This window comes from Pseudomonas sp. DW-iso17 (genome assembly GCF_058725345.1).
Window position 1 is genome coordinate 443360 of the sequence record NZ_JBZXEA010000021.1, and the last position, 14999, is coordinate 458358.

General features: G+C 61.1%; 12 protein-coding genes. 1 reads left to right on the forward strand and 11 read right to left on the reverse strand.

The window, feature by feature from the left end:
- Positions 1 to 73: 73 nt before the first annotated feature.
- The 4 genes from AC4PS6_RS16400 to AC4PS6_RS16415 all read right to left on the reverse strand — a co-directional run bounded on the left by AC4PS6_RS16400 (position 74) and on the right by AC4PS6_RS16415 (position 7719).
- A complete protein-coding gene (locus AC4PS6_RS16400) occupies positions 74 to 2263 on the reverse strand; it encodes a glycoside hydrolase (protein ID WP_336827228.1) in 2190 nt (729 codons plus the stop codon).
- A gap of 244 nt (positions 2264 to 2507) precedes the next feature.
- Positions 2508 to 5573 carry an efflux RND transporter permease subunit gene (locus AC4PS6_RS16405; protein WP_019819880.1) on the reverse strand — a complete coding sequence of 1022 codons (3066 nt, stop codon included), beginning with the start codon at positions 5571 to 5573 and terminating at the stop codon, positions 2508 to 2510.
- Positions 5570 to 6640 carry an efflux RND transporter periplasmic adaptor subunit gene (locus AC4PS6_RS16410; RefSeq protein WP_032901770.1) on the reverse strand — a complete coding sequence of 357 codons (1071 nt, stop codon included), beginning with the start codon at positions 6638 to 6640 and terminating at the stop codon, positions 5570 to 5572. The genes AC4PS6_RS16405 and AC4PS6_RS16410 overlap by 4 nt, the downstream gene beginning before the upstream one ends.
- Positions 6637 to 7719: an efflux RND transporter periplasmic adaptor subunit gene (locus AC4PS6_RS16415; protein ID WP_020302227.1), complete on the reverse strand. Its 1083-nt coding sequence runs from the start codon at positions 7717 to 7719 to the stop codon at positions 6637 to 6639. The genes AC4PS6_RS16410 and AC4PS6_RS16415 overlap by 4 nt, the downstream gene beginning before the upstream one ends.
- 121 nt (positions 7720 to 7840) lie before the next feature.
- On the opposite strand from AC4PS6_RS16415, the gene AC4PS6_RS16420 reads away from it, so the two are divergent.
- Entirely contained in the window at positions 7841 to 9001 is a 1161-nt protein-coding gene (locus AC4PS6_RS16420; protein WP_032901767.1) for an AAA family ATPase, read from the forward strand.
- A gap of 99 nt (positions 9002 to 9100) precedes the next feature.
- Here the strand turns inward: AC4PS6_RS16420 and AC4PS6_RS16425 are convergent, their stop codons facing one another.
- The 7 genes from AC4PS6_RS16425 to AC4PS6_RS16455 all read right to left on the reverse strand — a co-directional run bounded on the left by AC4PS6_RS16425 (position 9101) and on the right by AC4PS6_RS16455 (position 14839).
- Positions 9101 to 9949 (reverse strand): transporter substrate-binding domain-containing protein, encoded by an 849-nt coding sequence (locus AC4PS6_RS16425; protein WP_020302225.1) that lies wholly within the window; start codon positions 9947 to 9949, stop codon positions 9101 to 9103.
- A complete protein-coding gene (locus tag AC4PS6_RS16430) occupies positions 9946 to 10722 on the reverse strand; it encodes an ATP-binding cassette domain-containing protein (protein WP_198833797.1) in 777 nt (258 codons plus the stop codon). Before AC4PS6_RS16430 ends, AC4PS6_RS16425 begins: the two co-directional genes overlap by 4 nt.
- Entirely contained in the window at positions 10719 to 11378 is a 660-nt protein-coding gene (locus AC4PS6_RS16435) for an ABC transporter permease subunit (protein ID WP_198833796.1), read from the reverse strand. Before AC4PS6_RS16435 ends, AC4PS6_RS16430 begins: the two co-directional genes overlap by 4 nt.
- Positions 11359 to 12024, reverse strand: coding sequence for an ABC transporter permease subunit (locus AC4PS6_RS16440; RefSeq protein ID WP_198833795.1), 666 nt, complete (start codon positions 12022 to 12024; stop codon positions 11359 to 11361). Before AC4PS6_RS16440 ends, AC4PS6_RS16435 begins: the two co-directional genes overlap by 20 nt.
- A 369-nt stretch (positions 12025 to 12393) precedes the next feature.
- A complete protein-coding gene (locus tag AC4PS6_RS16445; RefSeq protein WP_003187613.1) occupies positions 12394 to 13176 on the reverse strand; it encodes a MetQ/NlpA family ABC transporter substrate-binding protein in 783 nt (260 codons plus the stop codon).
- A 106-nt stretch (positions 13177 to 13282) separates the two neighbouring features.
- Complete coding sequence (locus tag AC4PS6_RS16450; protein ID WP_014716443.1) at positions 13283 to 14209, reverse strand: sigma 54-interacting transcriptional regulator; 927 nt, start codon at positions 14207 to 14209, stop codon at positions 13283 to 13285.
- Positions 14210 to 14257: 48 nt separating this feature from the next.
- Positions 14258 to 14839 (reverse strand): alpha/beta hydrolase, encoded by a 582-nt coding sequence (locus AC4PS6_RS16455; protein WP_014716442.1) that lies wholly within the window; start codon positions 14837 to 14839, stop codon positions 14258 to 14260.
- Between the last annotated feature and the right edge of the window lie 160 nt (positions 14840 to 14999).

Sequence of the window (14999 nt, forward strand, 5' to 3'; positions counted from 1 at the left end):
CCGGCTCCCACCTTTGGAATGCATTACCCTGTGGGAGCCGGGCTTGCCCGCGATGGCGCCGTAACGGGCAGCGTTATTTCACCTGATACACCACCGGCTCCTCCCCCTCCACAAGTACCGTCACACTGCGCCCGGCATACCCCTGTTTATCCACCGCCGAGAAATTCGCCACCAACCGCGTCCCGTCTGCGAAGGTGGTTTGCTGCAGCTGCTTGTCCACCGTCAGCCAGCGGAAATCCGTCATTTCCTGGGTTGCCAGGCGCTGGTGCAATGGCCGGAAAAAGCGGTCCTGGCGCTGAATAATCGGCAGCCGCGCCTTGAGCGTCGCCGCACTGAGGTGGTACAGCGGCGGCACGTTGTAGAGCAGTTGGGTCAGCTCATTGTCGCCCTGCACATTGCTCAGTTTGAGGCTGTCGAACAGCCAATGATGGGTGGTGATCACCGAGCCGTGGAACACCGCCTGATACAACGGCACGCGCATCGTCGGTTCGAAATACAGCGTGCGAAACGGCTCCTTCAACGGCACCGATTTGAAGAACACCGCCGGTTGCTCCGTGGGATACCAGTTGCCTACGAAGTACGGCGACTGCGGGTCCTGGGTCATCTCGCGGTCACCCCAGCCGATCACCGGGGTCTGCATGCCGTGGGCAAACAGGATGCCTTGGGCAGTGATCGCGTTGCCGTCTTCGGAGCCTGTGACCAGCTTCGGCACGGTGTTGATCCAGCGGGAAGCATCGATATTGCCTTCGGCGTTTTGTGCCTGAGTCATGCTGGCGTTGCTGCGATAGCTGTCGAACAACATGCTGGTGGCGTAGGCATCGAGAAACCAGGCATTGAAGCCAGCCTTGGCGTGTACTGCCTTCACCCGTGCCTCCAGCAGCGGCCGCACACAACGTGGATCCGTGTAGTGGCCGGATTTCTGGAAACCGGTTTTCAGCTTGCCGTCTTTCAACACGATCGCGCAGTCGCGGTAGGCCTTGGCGCCCAGGTGGGCAGTGGTCCAATCGGGGTTTTCGGTGGAGGACAGGGCCGTTTCGTAGGAGTCGTAAGGCGCCATCAGAAAACCGGCTTCCACCCCCGCGCGAATCGCTTCGGGATGCCAGAGGCCACCCTCCCAACCTTCGCCCAAGGTCAGCAGCAGACGCTGCAGCCCGGCGTCGCGCAGGGTTTGAATGGTGCTACTGCCCCAGGTCTGCGGGCTGTCACTCAAGGCTCCCGCAAAGTCCACGGCCAGTTCACTGCGCAGCTCACCATAACGGGCGGCAAGGCGGGTCATGTCTGGCTCTTGCACTTGCCAGGCCTGCCGGGCCTTGGTGTTGATCGCCGCGTTGAGGCCGCGCAGGAGCACGGTTTGTTCATAGCGATTCAGTGCAGCGGACTGCGCCAGCAGCTGTGCGCTCTCTTTGTCCATCAGGCTCTTGAGTTCATGGCTGCGCAGCCGTTGGATCAGTCTTGGCCAATCACGCACATCGCCCAAAGCCAGCAGGCCGTTGTCCCAGAGGTACACATGGCTGGCGCCCAGCAGTTTCTGGGCTTCGGGTGTTTGCCGCAGTTTGTCCGCCAACGGCTCATAGCGGCCCTGCTCCACCAGCCACTGGCGGTAGCGCTTGGCACCAGCCAATGGGTCGGCATCGCCCAGGTACAGCCGCAGCGTCATCGGCGCATCAGGCGCCAGCGAGGTGAATTCATGGGCCGCGGAGAGCGCCAGGCCGTTGCCGTCGGCTTGCCATTGCAGGCGGTTGTTGTAGGGGTTGGTCAACAGCCAGCTCAAGGTGAAGCCACCGTGATCCACGCCCCACAGCGGCAGGCTCAGGTCCTGGGTGGTATTGAACTCGCCCCGCTCCAGCAGAAACGTCTTCCAGATGGCATTGCCGGCAGGCACGTAATGCCCCTCGGCCAAGGGCCAGATCAACCCTCGCCCCATGGCCTCGGCAGGCTGACGCAGCAGGGCCAGCTCACCGGGCTCGCGGGCGTTGATGGTCAAGGCCAGGTCGCGCTGTTGCAGGCGGGCGGTCAGGCGATAGGCGCCGTTGTCCCATTGCCAAGTGGCTTGATCAGGCGTGTTCTGCAATTGGCTGACGGCATGCGAGGCCACACCACTGGATGCCTGCACTGAAGCCTGGCCTGCGGGTGTCACGCGCAGCGCCAGGGTGGCGGGGTCGAGTTCGACGCGCCACAAGGCATTTTCCAGTACGGTGGCGGCGAAGGCAGACGGTGCAAGGAGCAACGCGCAAAACAGCAAGGTGAAACGCAGGCACTGCATGAGGATCGACCTGGGTTTGGAATGAGGACCAGAGGGTACAACATGCAGTAGCGAGCCAGGACGACATGGGGATTTTTCAGAAACTTCACACAGTCTCAACCAGAATGAAGATCCAAATGTGGGAGCTGGCTTGCCTGCGAAAGCGACAGTTGAGTCACAGATGCAGCGACTGATACACCGCCTTCGCGGGCAAGCCCGCTCCCACAGGGGGTTTGCGCTTAACCGGCAGCCCCCTCTCTCAGTGTTAATCCTGTTGTGGCTGATGTTCGTGTTTCGGCTCGCGGATCTTGTACCAGGCCACATACAGCGCCGGCAGAAACAGCAACGTCAGTAACGTCGCAATGATGATCCCGCCAATCATCGCGTAGGCCATCGGCCCCCAGAACACTTCCCGCGCAATCGGGATCATGCCCAGGCTCGCGGCGGCGGCCGTCAGCAGAATCGGCCGACGCCGGTGTTCGGTCGCTTCCACCACCGCGTCCCACGGCGTGTAGCCGGCCTCTTCGTACTCGTGGATCTGTGTGACCAGAATCACCGAGTTGCGGATGATGATGCCGATCAGCGCCAGGATCCCCAGGATCGCCACAAAGCCCATGGGCGTGCCCGTGGGGATCAACGCCAGCACCACGCCGATCAGCCCCAGTGGCGCAACGCTGGCCACCAGGAACATCTTCTGCACGCTGTGCAACTGAATCATCAGGAACGTGGCCATCAGGAACAACATCAACGGCACCACGCTGGCAATCGGGCCCTGGGCCTTGCCACTTTCTTCCACGGTACCGCCGGTGGCGACTTTGTAGCCCACCGGCAAGCCTTCGCTGAATTTCTCGATGGTCGGCGCCAACTGCTTGACCAGGTCGGTCGGCTGCATCTCATCGCGCACCGCGGCCTTGATGGTAATCGTCGGCTTGCGGTCACGACGCCACACCAGCGGCTGCTCCAGTTCGTAACGCACCGTGGCAAAGGCCAGCAATGGAATCGAGGTGCCATTGGGCGTAACAATCTGCAGATTCTGCAAGGTTTCCGGCGTACCGCGCTCGGCATCCTCGGCGCGGCCGACCACGTTGATCAGGTAGATATCGTCGTGCACCTGGGTCACCGCCGCGCCGCTGACCACGCTGTTCATCAACTGCGCCACGTCTTCCGACGAAAGCCCCAGTTGCCGCGCCTTGTCCTGGGCGATGTCGACGCGCAGCACTTTGCCCGGCTCGTTCCAGTCGTAGATGATCTCGCCCAGGTGGGTGTTCTGATCCAGCAAGGTCGCCAGTTCAATGGCGTGCTTGCGCACCTGATCGGTGTCTTTACCAGAGACGCGGTACTGGATCGGCCGCCCGACCGGCGGGCCCATTTCCAGCGGCTGCACGTAGCTGCCGATACCGACAAAATCATCGCGCAAGCGTTTCTGCAATCGAGCGATCAGGGCGCCACGCTCTTCCAGGCCCTTGCTCACAATCACCAGCTGCGCGTAGTACGGGTTCTCCAGTTGCTGGTCCAGCGGCAGGTAGAAACGAATCGCGCCCTGGCCGATGTAGGTGCTCCAACGGGCGATATCCGGGTCGTCCTTGATGATCGCTTCGAGGCGGTCTACCGCCTTGCGCGTCTCGTTGATCGAGGCGTTTTGCGGCAGGTTCAGGTCGACGAGAATTTCCGGACGGTCCGACGACGGGAAGAACTGGTTCTGCACAAATTGCATGGAAAATACCGAGGCCACGAACAGCGCCACGGTGATGCCAATCGCCCACCAGCGGTTGCGCATGGCCCACAGCATGCCGCCATTGAAGGCACGGCCAATGCGCCCTGGCTCGGCGTTGTGCGGTTTCACATTGGCGCTGAGGATATGCACGCCGATCACCGGCGCAAACAGCACCGCCACCACCCACGACACCAGCATCGCCACGGCAATCACCGCGAACAGGGTAAAGGTGTACTCGCCTGCCGAACTGGCGTTGAGGCCAATCGGTACGAAACCGGCCACGGTCACCAGCGTGCCGGTGAGCATCGGGAACGCCGTGGAGGTATAGGCGTAAGTCGCCGCCTGTTCCTTGGTTTCGCCTTTTTCCAGGCGCGTGATCATCATCTCCACCGTGATCATCGCGTCATCCACCAGCAGGCCGAGGGCGATGATCAACGCGCCCAGCGACACGCGCTGCATGGTGATGCCGCTGTATTCCATGAACACGAATACCAGCGCCAGCACCAACGGAATCGAGCACGCCACCACCAACCCGGCGCGCATGCCGAGGCTGATAAAGCTCACCACCAGCACGATGATCACCGCCTCGAACAATGCGCTGGTGAAGCCGCCGACCGCCTCTTCCACCACTTCGGCCTGGTCGGACACCTTGTGCACGCCGACGCCCACCGGCAGGTCGGCGGTCAGCTCGTCCATGCGCCCGTGCAGGGCCTTACCGAACGACTGGATATTGCCGCCCTTCTGCATGGCGATGGCCAAGCCAATCGCCGGTTTGCCGTTGAAGCGAAACATCGGCCGCGCCGGGTCCACATAACCACGGCTGATGTCGGCAATATCCGCCAGCCGGTAGAAGCGGTCATTGAGGCGCAGGTTGACGTTGGCCAGGTCTTTCTCCGAGGCGAACTGCCCGGAGGTGCGCACGGAGATGCGTTCCGGCCCGGCCTCGATCACCCCGGCGGGGGTCACGGCGTTTTGCGATTGCAGGCTTTGCACGACCTGGCGCTGATCAATCCCCAGGGCCGCGAGTTTGCGCGTGGAGAAATTCAGGTAAATCACTTCGTCCTGCTGGCCGATCATCTCGACCTTGCCCAGCCCTGGCACCGAGCGGATTTCGGCGCGCACCTGTTCCACGTAGTCACGCAACTGGCGCATCGACAGGCCATCGCCGGTAAAGGCATACACCGAGCCGAACACGTCACCGAACTCATCGTTGAACGATGGCCCCTGCAAGCCCTGGGGGAAGGTCCCACGAATGTCATCGATCTTTTTGCGGACCTGGTACCAGATCTCCGGGATGGCCTTGGCACTGGTGGTGTCCTTGAGGAACACGAACACCGTGGACTCGCCGGGCCGGGTGTAGCTTTTCACATAGTCGAGAGAGTCGAGTTCCTCGAGTTTTTTCTCGATACGGTCGGTGACCTGCTTGAGGGTTTCTTCCTGGGTCGCGCCCGGCCAGCGGGTCTGGATCACCATGGTCTTGATGGTGAACGACGGGTCTTCTTCACGGCCCAGGTTCATGTACGAGAACACGCCCATCAGCAGCGCGACGAACATCAGGTACCAGACGAAGGACTGATGCTTGAGGGCCCAGTCGGATAAGTTGAAGCTCCCTTTCATCGCGGGCTGTCCTCGTCGATTTTGACTTTTTGCCCAGGTTTCAGGCTGTTCACGCCGGCGGTGACAATGCGCTCGCCGGGTTTGACGCTGCCATTGAGCAAGGCGCTGCGGGCATCACGGCTGATAACCGTGACCTCGCGGGGTTGCACGGTCTGGCTCTGGGTGTCGAGCAGCCAGATACGGGTCTTGCCGTCCACTTCCTGCAAGGCGCTCAGGGGCAGTTCGATACGCGGGGCGATGGCGGTGCTCAACGTCACGCTGATTGCCGTGCCCAGGCGGAACGCGGGCGGGGTTTCGGCCAGGCTCAGGCGTGCGCGACGGGTGCGCGTGGCGCTTTGGGCCTGAGGCTCGATCTCACGCACCACGGCGGTGGTGTGCACGCTGGGGTCCAGTTGCCCGGCGACCAGGAACACCACATCGGCAGGCAAGCGTTCAGCCAGGCCGGCGGGCAGGTCGATCACCGCTTCCTTGATGTCCGGACGGGCCAGGGTCACCACCTGCTGGCCGGCGCTGACCACTTGGCCAGCCTCAGCGTTCCAGGCAGTGACGATGCCGGCATGGTCGGTGCGCAGTTCGGCGTAGTTGAGTTGGTCCTTGGCCTGGTTGACCGAGGCACGGGCCTGGTCAAGGGTCGCCTGGGTGGTTTTCAGGTCGGTCTGGGCCACATCCAACTGAGCCTGGGCGCCGACGCCACGGTTGAACAGCTCCTGTTGCCGCCGAGCGTTGGCCTGGGCGTTGATGAACTGCGCCTGTACGCGCGCCAGGTCGCCCTGGGCAGCGCGTAATTGGTTCTGCTGGTCGGTGGGGTCAAGCACGGCGAGCAAGGCGCCCTTCTCCACCTCGGCGCCGACATCCACGGCGCGACGGGCGATGCGGCCAGGCACACGGAAACCCAGGTTGCTTTCATAGCGGGCCTGGATGGTGCCGGCGAAACGACCGAGGTTTTCCTGGTCTTCAGCCTTCACTTCCATGGACAGCACCGGGCGTATGGGTTCGGGCGGCGCCTCTTCCTTGGAGCAGGCCATCAGCAACAGGCTGGCGGCGACAATCAGCGTCAATTGCTTCATGGCTGCGCTCCGGGTTGGGCGATCTCGACGACCATGCCGGGGTGCAGCAATTGCCCACCGGCTATCACGACTTTTTCACCGCCTTTGAGGCCCTCGCCGATGATCACTTTGCCGGTGAGGTAGCGCGCCACGGTGACCTTGTGCAACTGCGCCTTGCCTTCACCGTCCACCAGCCACACGGCTGGCTCGTTGAGGTCTTTGGTCAGCGCTGACCAAGGCAGCTCGATGCTCGCCTTGGCCGGGCCATTGGCGGTGGCACTCACCACCGACCCCAGCTCCATACCCTTGGGCAGGCTTTGCAGGGCGATCTTCACTTGGACGGTGCCGGTATTGGCGGCCACGGCGGGCGTGACTTCGCGGACTTTGCCCACGGCCTTGATGCTCGGGTTGTCCAGCAGGCTCACCGTAATCGGCGCGTCGGGGGGCGGCTCCACCAGCAGGGACTCATACACGTTGAACACGGCGTCACGCTCGCCATCGCGGGCCAGGCTGAAGATCGGCACGGTGGCTTGTACCACTTGGCCGACTTCGGCCTGGCGCGCCGTGATGATCCCCGGGGCATCGGCGATCAACGCGGTGTAGCCCAACTGTTCGCGTGCATTGGCCAACTGCGCCTGGGCAGCGGCCAGGGCACTTTGACTGCTGCGCAGCGCGGCCTGGGCGGCGTCGTATTCGCTGCGGCTGGTATAGCCTTTGGGCAAGAGTTTTTCCTGGCGCACGAAGGCGGCGGCGGTCTGCTTGACCCGCGCCTGCTCGGCCACAACCTGGGCCTGGGCCGAATCGACGTTGGTTTGCAGGTCCTTGGGGTCGAGCTTGGCCAAGACTTGCCTGGCCGTGACGCGGTCGCCTACGTCGACCATGCGCTGGATGATCTTGCCACCCACGCGAAAGGACAGATCGGTTTGCACGCGCGCCTGGATATCGCCGGTCAGCGTGACCGCCGCGGCAAAATCCGCTGACTGCACGGTTTGCACGAATACCCGCGAATGCTGCTTGGGCTCGGCTTTGTCCTGGCCACAGCCGCTGAGCAGCGCCAGGAGGCCAAGGCTGAAAATAAATGTCGAGGTGCGACCGCCCATGCAGGCTCCTTTTGCGTGATGCCGACGTTCAAGTGTGTATGCGACTGTGAGCTTAGATCAGGGTTCCTTATCTGCATGGAGGATCCCATACTCCAATGGTTCCCATGCTGACTAATTACACATGCTTAAAACCCTCGCGGTGGCCAATTACCGCTCGATCAACAAATTGGTGGTGCCCCTGGACCGGCTGAACCTGGTGACCGGGCCCAATGGCAGCGGCAAATCCAACCTGTATCGCGCCCTGCGCCTATTGGCCGAAACCGCCCAGGGCGGGGTGATCAATGCGCTGGCCCGCGAAGGCGGGCTGGATTCGACCTTCTGGGCCGGGCCGGAAACCATCAGCCGGCGCATGCGCAATGGCGAAGTACCGGTCGAATCTACTGTGCGCCAGGGCGTCAAACGCCTGCGCCTGGGGTTTGCCGCAGAGGATTTCAGCTACGCGATCTCTTTGGGCTTACCCGAAAAAACCCTCTCGGCCTTCAAACTGGACCCCGAAGTAAAAAAGGAGTGCATCTGGGCCGGCCACGTCTACCGTCCGGCCAGCCTGCTGGTGCAGCGCTCAGGGCCGATGGTGCGTGCCCGCGAAGGCCGTGCGTGGGATGTGCTGGCGCATCACACACCGAACTACCACAGCCTGTTCGATCAGGTCGGCAGCCTGCGTGGCTCGCCGGAAGTGCTGCTGTTGCGTGAAAGCATTCGTGGCTGGCGCTTTTACGATCACTTTCGCAGCGACGTGGACGCGCCAGTGCGCCAGCCACAGTTGGGCACGCGCACGCCGGTGTTGCACCACGACGGCCGCGATCTGGCGGCCGCGTTGCAGACCATCCGCGAGATTGGCGATCCCGAGGCGCTACAACGCGCCGTGAGCGATGCATTTCCGGGCGCGCGTCTGCACATTGAACCGTTGCAGGGCGGACGCTTTGCCATCGAGTTCTATCAGGAAGGCTTGCTACGCCCATTGTCGGCGGCGGAGCTGTCGGACGGCACCTTGCGCTACCTGCTGCTGATCGCCGCGCTGCTGACCCCTCGGCCACCGACCATGATGGTGCTGAACGAGCCGGAGACCAGCTTGCATCCCGACCTGTTGCCGGCACTGGCCCGCTTGATTATCCAGGCGTCGAAGCAGTGCCAGGTATGGGTGGTGAGCCATGCCAGCCGCTTGATTGCGGCGTTGCAGCAGGATGAGGGGTGTAACTCGATTGTGTTGGAGAAGGTGTTGGGGGAAACGCGAATTGTGGGGCAAGGGATGCTGGATGGGCCGGCCTGGCATTGGCCGGAGTAGGCGGTGACTGCACTGGCGTCACCGGGGGCAAGCCCCCTCCCACATTTTGATGTGTGAATACATTCAAAGGTGGGAGCTGGCTTGCCTGCGATAGCTATCTCAGCCCTGCCACTTACCGCCTTCAACAATCACACTCTCAGGCTTGGTGTCATCGCTCAGCTCTTTACGCACATATTGGTCATAGAGCTTGAGCAGGAATTTCTCCTCCCCCAACTTCGCCAGCTCAGCGTTCACCCAGTCACGCAGCTCGATATTGCCCTTCTTCACCGCCGGGGCAATGGGTGCTTCATCACCGAGCTTCTCTTCCAGCACGCGGTAGCCAGGGTTCTGCTTGGCCCAACTGAACAGCACCAGGTTGTCTTGCGCATAGGCATCCCCACGGCCAGCCGACAGCGCCTGCAGCGACTCGGAGTTCTTCTCGAACTTGAGCAGCTTCCAGTCCGGATGGTTCTTGGTCAGCCAGATATCCGCCGTGGTGCCGGTGGTGACGATGGTCGTGCGGGTTGCCAGGTCATCCAGGCTTTTGACGGCGCTGTCATTCGGCACCAGAGCCTGCACCGCCACTTTCAGGTTGGGGTTGGTGAAGTCCACTGCTTCCTTGCGTTCAGGCGTCACGGTCATGTTGGCGAGAATCAGGTCGACCTTGTCGCTTTGCAGGAAGGGAATGCGGCTGGCCGGTTCCACGGCGACAAACTCCACCTTGTTTTCATCGCCCAGCAGGTCCTTGGCGAATTGCCGGCCGATGTCGGTATCGAAGCCGACATAACGACCCGCTTCGTCCACAAAGCCGAATGGCGGTTTATCGGTAAACACGCCGACAATCAGCTTGTCCCGCGCTTTGATTTTGTCGATGTAGCTCACAGCCGCAGGTTTTACCGGCTCTTCGGCCTTTTTATCGCAGCCGGCCAGCAAGGCGACGGCAAACAGTGGCAGCAGTAACTTTTTCATATCAGCTCCAGTTCCTTGATCTTTTTGGGCAGTGTTGAAACAAAGGAGAACTTCTCCAGGAACTGCTGCGCGCGTGCGGTCTGCGGGTTCGTAAAGAATGCCTCGGGGGTGTTGTGTTCGAGGATGCGACCGGCCTCCATGAACACCACGCGGTCGGCGACGGCGCGGGCGAAGGCCATTTCGTGGGTGACGATCAGCAGGGTCATGCCATCGCGGGCCAAGTCCTGGATCACTTCCAGCACTTCCTTGACCATCTCCGGGTCGAGGGCCGCGGTGACTTCGTCAAACAGCATGACCTGAGGGTTCATGCACAACGAGCGGACGATGGCGATGCGTTGTTGCTGGCCACCGGAAAGCTGGCGTGGGAAGGCGTCGCGCTTGTCGGCAAGGCCCACGCGCTCCAGCAATTTTTCCGCCTGCTCACGGGCTCCACGCGGGTCGCGCTTTTGCACTTTCAGCGGGCCGAGCAGGATGTTGTCGAGCACGCTCATGTGCGGGAACAGGTGGTAGCTCTGGAACACCATGCCAATGTCCTGGCGTACCTGGCGCCAGTCGGTGGTTTTATCCAGCAGCTCTTTGCCGGCAAAGCGCAGGCTGCCGCTGTGCGCGACTTCCAGCCCATTGAGGCAGCGCAACAAGGTGCTTTTGCCACAGCCGCTGGGGCCTAAGATCACCACCACTTCGCCGCGCTGCACGCTCAGGTCGATGCCCTTGAGCACCTGCGCCTCGCCGAAGAATTTGTTGAAACCCTGGAACTCGATCAATGCGCTCATGCTTGGGCCCAGCGCCGTTCCAGCAGCTTGGAGGCGGCCGACAACGGGTAGCAGATAAAGAAGAAAAACAGGAACAGCGCACCGTAGATCAATACCGACTCGTAGGTGCGCTCGATGATTTGCTGGCCGACCTTGATCACATCCACCACGCCGATCAGCACCGCCAGGGAGCTGGTCTTGATGATGCGCGTGTACACGTTGATGGTCGGCGGCGTCATGCGCCTGAGGGCCTGGGGCAGCAGTACGTAGCCGTACAACTGTAGGTCGGACAGGCCAATCGACAAGCCTGCTTCGCGTTGGCCACGGGGCAGCGAATGCAGCGCGCCACGCACCACTTCGCCCACCTCGCTGGCGCCCCACAACGACAGCACCAGCACCGCGCACCAGAAACTCGGGATGCTCAGGCCGAAGAAGATCGGCACGCCAAAAAACAGCAGGTACAACCACACCAGCACCGGAATGGCGCGGAACAGTTCCAGGTAGACCCGCAACACGCCGTTGATCGCCTTGTTATTCAAAGTGCGCAGCACGCCGTAGAGCACGCCGCCAACCGTACTGAAGCCGATGCTCAAAAACGAAATTGACAGGGTTTGCGCAGCGCCCTTGCCCAGTTGCGGCAACGACACCCAGAGCAACTCAAGACCCGAACTGGCCATGCTGGAGCCTCCTTTCCAGGCGGCTGAGCAACAGCGACAACGGCAAGAACAACAGCACGCAAATCAGCGTCAGCACGGCGAGCATTTCGTAGGTTTTATAGTAGAGGGCGATATAGCTCTTGGTGGTATAGAGAATCTCCGGCACCGCCACCGCCGACACCAGGGTGGTTTCCTTGAGTAGAAAAATGAAGTTGGCGAACAGCGCCGGCAGGCTGAGGATGCCGGCCTGGGGCAGGATCACATGGCGCAACAGTTGCCAGTCGGACAGGCCAATGGACTTGCCCGACTCGATTTGCGCTTGCGGCACCGCTTCCACGCCGGCGCGCAGCACCTCGGTGAGGTAGGCGCCGCCCAGAAAGGTCATGGTGATGATCGCCGCCCAGAACCCGGAAATATTGAAACCCAGGGCCGGCAGCGCGAAGTAGACGAAGAACAGTTGGATCAACAGCGGCGTGTTACGCGCCAGCTCCACATAGAGCGCCACCAGGCGCGACAGGTAAGGCGTACGAAACACCAGCAGCGCAGCGTTGATCAGCGCCACCAGCAAGGACGTGGCAATGGCGATCAGGCCGACTTGCAGCGTCACACCCACGGCCTTGAGAAACGCCGGCAGGGTGCTGAGGATAAAAGCGAAATCGAAGGTCATGTGCAGTCCATATCGCCGCATGGGTAATGCCGCGAGCGCAGTCCGTGCCGACGTGGATAACGTCAGCTAGCGCGAACTTTAAAGGTATAAAAATCAAAGTTTAAATACCGAAATAGCATATTGATATCACCCAAAAACCTAACCTCTGTGGGAGCTGTCGATCGTTCCCACGCTCTGCGTGGGAATGCAGCCCAGGACGCTCTGCGTCCGCTCTAAAGTCGTGACGCAGAGCGTCACAGGAGACGTTCCCACGCGGAGCGTGGGAACGAGCAAGCCAGCTCCCACAGTTTTGACTGTATTTCAGATAAAAAAACGCCGACGCTGTAGGAGCCGTCGGCGTTGAAACCTTGAAGGGGGTTTTGGCTTACATCAGAACGCTGGCACCACCGCGCCGTTGTACTTCTTCTCGATGAAAGCTTTGACTTCCGGGCTGGTCAGGGCCTTGGCCAACTTCTGGATAGCATCGCTGTCCTTGTTGTCCGGGCGCGCCACCAGGAAGTTCACGTACGGCGACTTGGCGTCTTCGATGATCAGCGCGTCTTTGGCCGGGTTCAGGCCAGCTTCCAGGGCGTAGTTGGTGTTGATCAGGTCGAGGTCAACCTGGTCCAGCACCCGTGGCAGCAGGGCCGATTCCAGCTCTTTGAACTTCAGGTTCTTCGGGTTGCTGGCGATGTCTTTCGGCGTGGCCAGGGCGTTTGTCGGGTCTTTGAGGGTGATCACACCAGCCTTTTGCAGCAACAACAAAGCGCGGCCGCTGTTGGAGCCTTCGTTCGGGATAGCCACGGTGGCGCCGTCTTTCAGATCTTCGATTTTCTTGATCTTTTTCGAATAGCCGCCGAAGGGTTCAACGTGCACGCCCACCACGGTAATCAGGTTGGTGCCCTTGCCCTTGTTGAAGTTTTCCAGGTACGGCAGGGTCTGGAAATAGTTGGCGTCCAAGCGTTTCTCAGCGACCTGCACGTTCGGCTGTACGTAGTCGGTAAAGACTTTGATCTGCAGGTCCACACCTTCCTTGGCCAGGGTCGGCTTGATCAGCTCGAGGATTTCGGCGTGCGGGATCGGCGTAGCGGCCACCACCAGTTTCTCGTTGGCCTGGGCAAAGCCAGCAGTCAGGGCAGCCGCCAGAGCGGTAAACAACAGAACCTTTTTCATGCAATGTCCTTCTAACGACCGTTTTTATGTGAGGTGCCAGCGAAGTGCTATCGCGGCGTGGAAGGGACAATACCTAGATTTTTTATTCCCGAACAATATCTTTTATTCACGTTGATATTCCATTTTGTTCATACAGGAATTTACGCACCGATTCCGTCTCGGCCGGGCTGGCGCTGGCCAAAATTCGTCGTACTTGCTCCAGCGGTGAGCCTGCCGTCGGTAGGTTCAAATGCTCGGGCAAGATTTCATCGCCGCTGCTCACCAGCAAGGCAAAGTGAATGACGTTTTCCAATTCTCGCGTATTGCCCGGCCACGTGTGGTGTTCCAGCACCTGCTGGGCGGCGTCGCTGATCAGTGGCACCGGAAGGTCCAGGCGCTGGCTGTAGATGCCGAGGAAATATTCGGCCAGAGACAAGATATCCCCCACCCGCTCGCGCAACGCCGGCAGGTCCAACCGGCCCTCACTCAAATAATGGAACAGACGCTCATGAAACTTGCCCACGGCCACGGCCTGGGCCAGGTCGATGCTGGTCGCGGCCACTAGGCGCACATCCACCGGGCTGGGCTGGTGGGCACCGACGCGGGTGACTTCGTGGTTTTCCAGGGCCGCGAGCAATTTCACCTGGATCGGCAGCGGCAAGTCACCAATTTCATCCAGGTACAAGGTGCCGCCATTGGCCGAGCCAAACCAGCCCGCGCGGCTGCTCGCCGCGCCACTGTGACTGCCGGCGGCATAGCCAAACAACTCGGCATCCGCATAGGTGGGGCTGATGGCGCCACAGTTGACCGAGACAAACAGGCCTGTACGGTCACTGCCACGGTGGATGTGCCGCGCCAGCAACTCTTTACCGCTGCCGGTTTCTCCTCGAATCAATACGGGTAAGGCGCGCGGCGCAAGGCTTTCCAACTCTTCACGCAGTTGGCGTGAGCGTGGGTCGACGAACACCAGCGCCTTGGCGCGGATGCTCAACGGGCTTTTTTCAGCATCTGGAAAGGTCAGCAGCGGCTGGCCGAAGGTTTCATGCAGACTCATGGCAGGCTCCCGCCCCAATCCACACAGGGACGGGGCGTTGAAAAAATATTAGGCGCTGCGCCGAGCATGGTGCTCGAGGCGATGTTGCAGGCGATAGAGGTAAGCAAACCCTTGCTCCCAGCGGCGGTGGCCGGACTTCACATTGATATGCCCGGCGCCCGCCAAGATGCCGGCTTCGGCGCCCCACTGACGCGCCAGTTCCAGAGCCCTGGGGGCGCTCACGGCACTATCGTTGTCGGAGCTGACCACCTGGCTGGGAAATGGCAGCAGGTCAGTTGGAATAGGTGCGAAATTGCGCAGTGCAGGGGCACACGCAGGGCGCTCGACATCCGCCGGTGCCACCAGCAACGCGCCGCGTACCTGCCGCAAGAAGTGCACGGGGGCAGTGGCGGCCCAGTGGGCCACGGTGATGCAACCCAAGCTATGAGCGATCAGGATGACCGGCGTGCTGTCGGCAGCGATGGCCTCGGCCAGTGCGGCGACCCAATCCTCGCGACGCGGTGTCAGCCAATCGGCCTGTTCCACGCGGGCGCTGTTGGGCAGGCTGTTCTGCCAATGGGTTTGCCAATGATCTTCTGGCGATCCTTGCCAGCCCGGCACGATCAGATAACGAATCGACTCGCTGTGCATGGGTGTGCCCTCCTGCAGCGTTTAACGTTGCTGACCAGTATAGAGGCGACCCAACAATCAAATAAGGAATAAAAAGGAATTTATTAATAACCAAATTGCATTTTCGACATCAGGTCACGTTATCCTCATCCGAGGCGATCGCCGTCACTGAAGCCAGTCG

What these genes read in the sequence shown, in the direction of transcription:
- AC4PS6_RS16400 (WP_336827228.1), bottom strand. Translation starts at nt 2,263, where the DNA reads ATGCAGTGCCTGCGTTTCACCTTGCTGTTTTGCGCGTTGCTCCTTGCA.
- AC4PS6_RS16405 (WP_019819880.1), bottom strand. Translation starts at nt 5,573, where the DNA reads ATGAAAGGGAGCTTCAACTTATCCGACTGGGCCCTCAAGCATCAGTCC.
- AC4PS6_RS16410 (WP_032901770.1), bottom strand. Translation starts at nt 6,640, where the DNA reads ATGAAGCAATTGACGCTGATTGTCGCCGCCAGCCTGTTGCTGATGGCC.
- AC4PS6_RS16415 (WP_020302227.1), bottom strand. Translation starts at nt 7,719, where the DNA reads ATGGGCGGTCGCACCTCGACATTTATTTTCAGCCTTGGCCTCCTGGCG.
- AC4PS6_RS16420 (WP_032901767.1), top strand. Translation starts at nt 7,841, where the DNA reads ATGCTTAAAACCCTCGCGGTGGCCAATTACCGCTCGATCAACAAATTG.
- AC4PS6_RS16425 (WP_020302225.1), bottom strand. Translation starts at nt 9,949, where the DNA reads ATGAAAAAGTTACTGCTGCCACTGTTTGCCGTCGCCTTGCTGGCCGGC.
- AC4PS6_RS16430 (WP_198833797.1), bottom strand. Translation starts at nt 10,722, where the DNA reads ATGAGCGCATTGATCGAGTTCCAGGGTTTCAACAAATTCTTCGGCGAG.
- AC4PS6_RS16435 (WP_198833796.1), bottom strand. Translation starts at nt 11,378, where the DNA reads ATGGCCAGTTCGGGTCTTGAGTTGCTCTGGGTGTCGTTGCCGCAACTG.
- AC4PS6_RS16440 (WP_198833795.1), bottom strand. Translation starts at nt 12,024, where the DNA reads ATGACCTTCGATTTCGCTTTTATCCTCAGCACCCTGCCGGCGTTTCTC.
- AC4PS6_RS16445 (WP_003187613.1), bottom strand. Translation starts at nt 13,176, where the DNA reads ATGAAAAAGGTTCTGTTGTTTACCGCTCTGGCGGCTGCCCTGACTGCT.
- AC4PS6_RS16450 (WP_014716443.1), bottom strand. Translation starts at nt 14,209, where the DNA reads ATGAGTCTGCATGAAACCTTCGGCCAGCCGCTGCTGACCTTTCCAGAT.
- AC4PS6_RS16455 (WP_014716442.1), bottom strand. Translation starts at nt 14,839, where the DNA reads ATGCACAGCGAGTCGATTCGTTATCTGATCGTGCCGGGCTGGCAAGGA.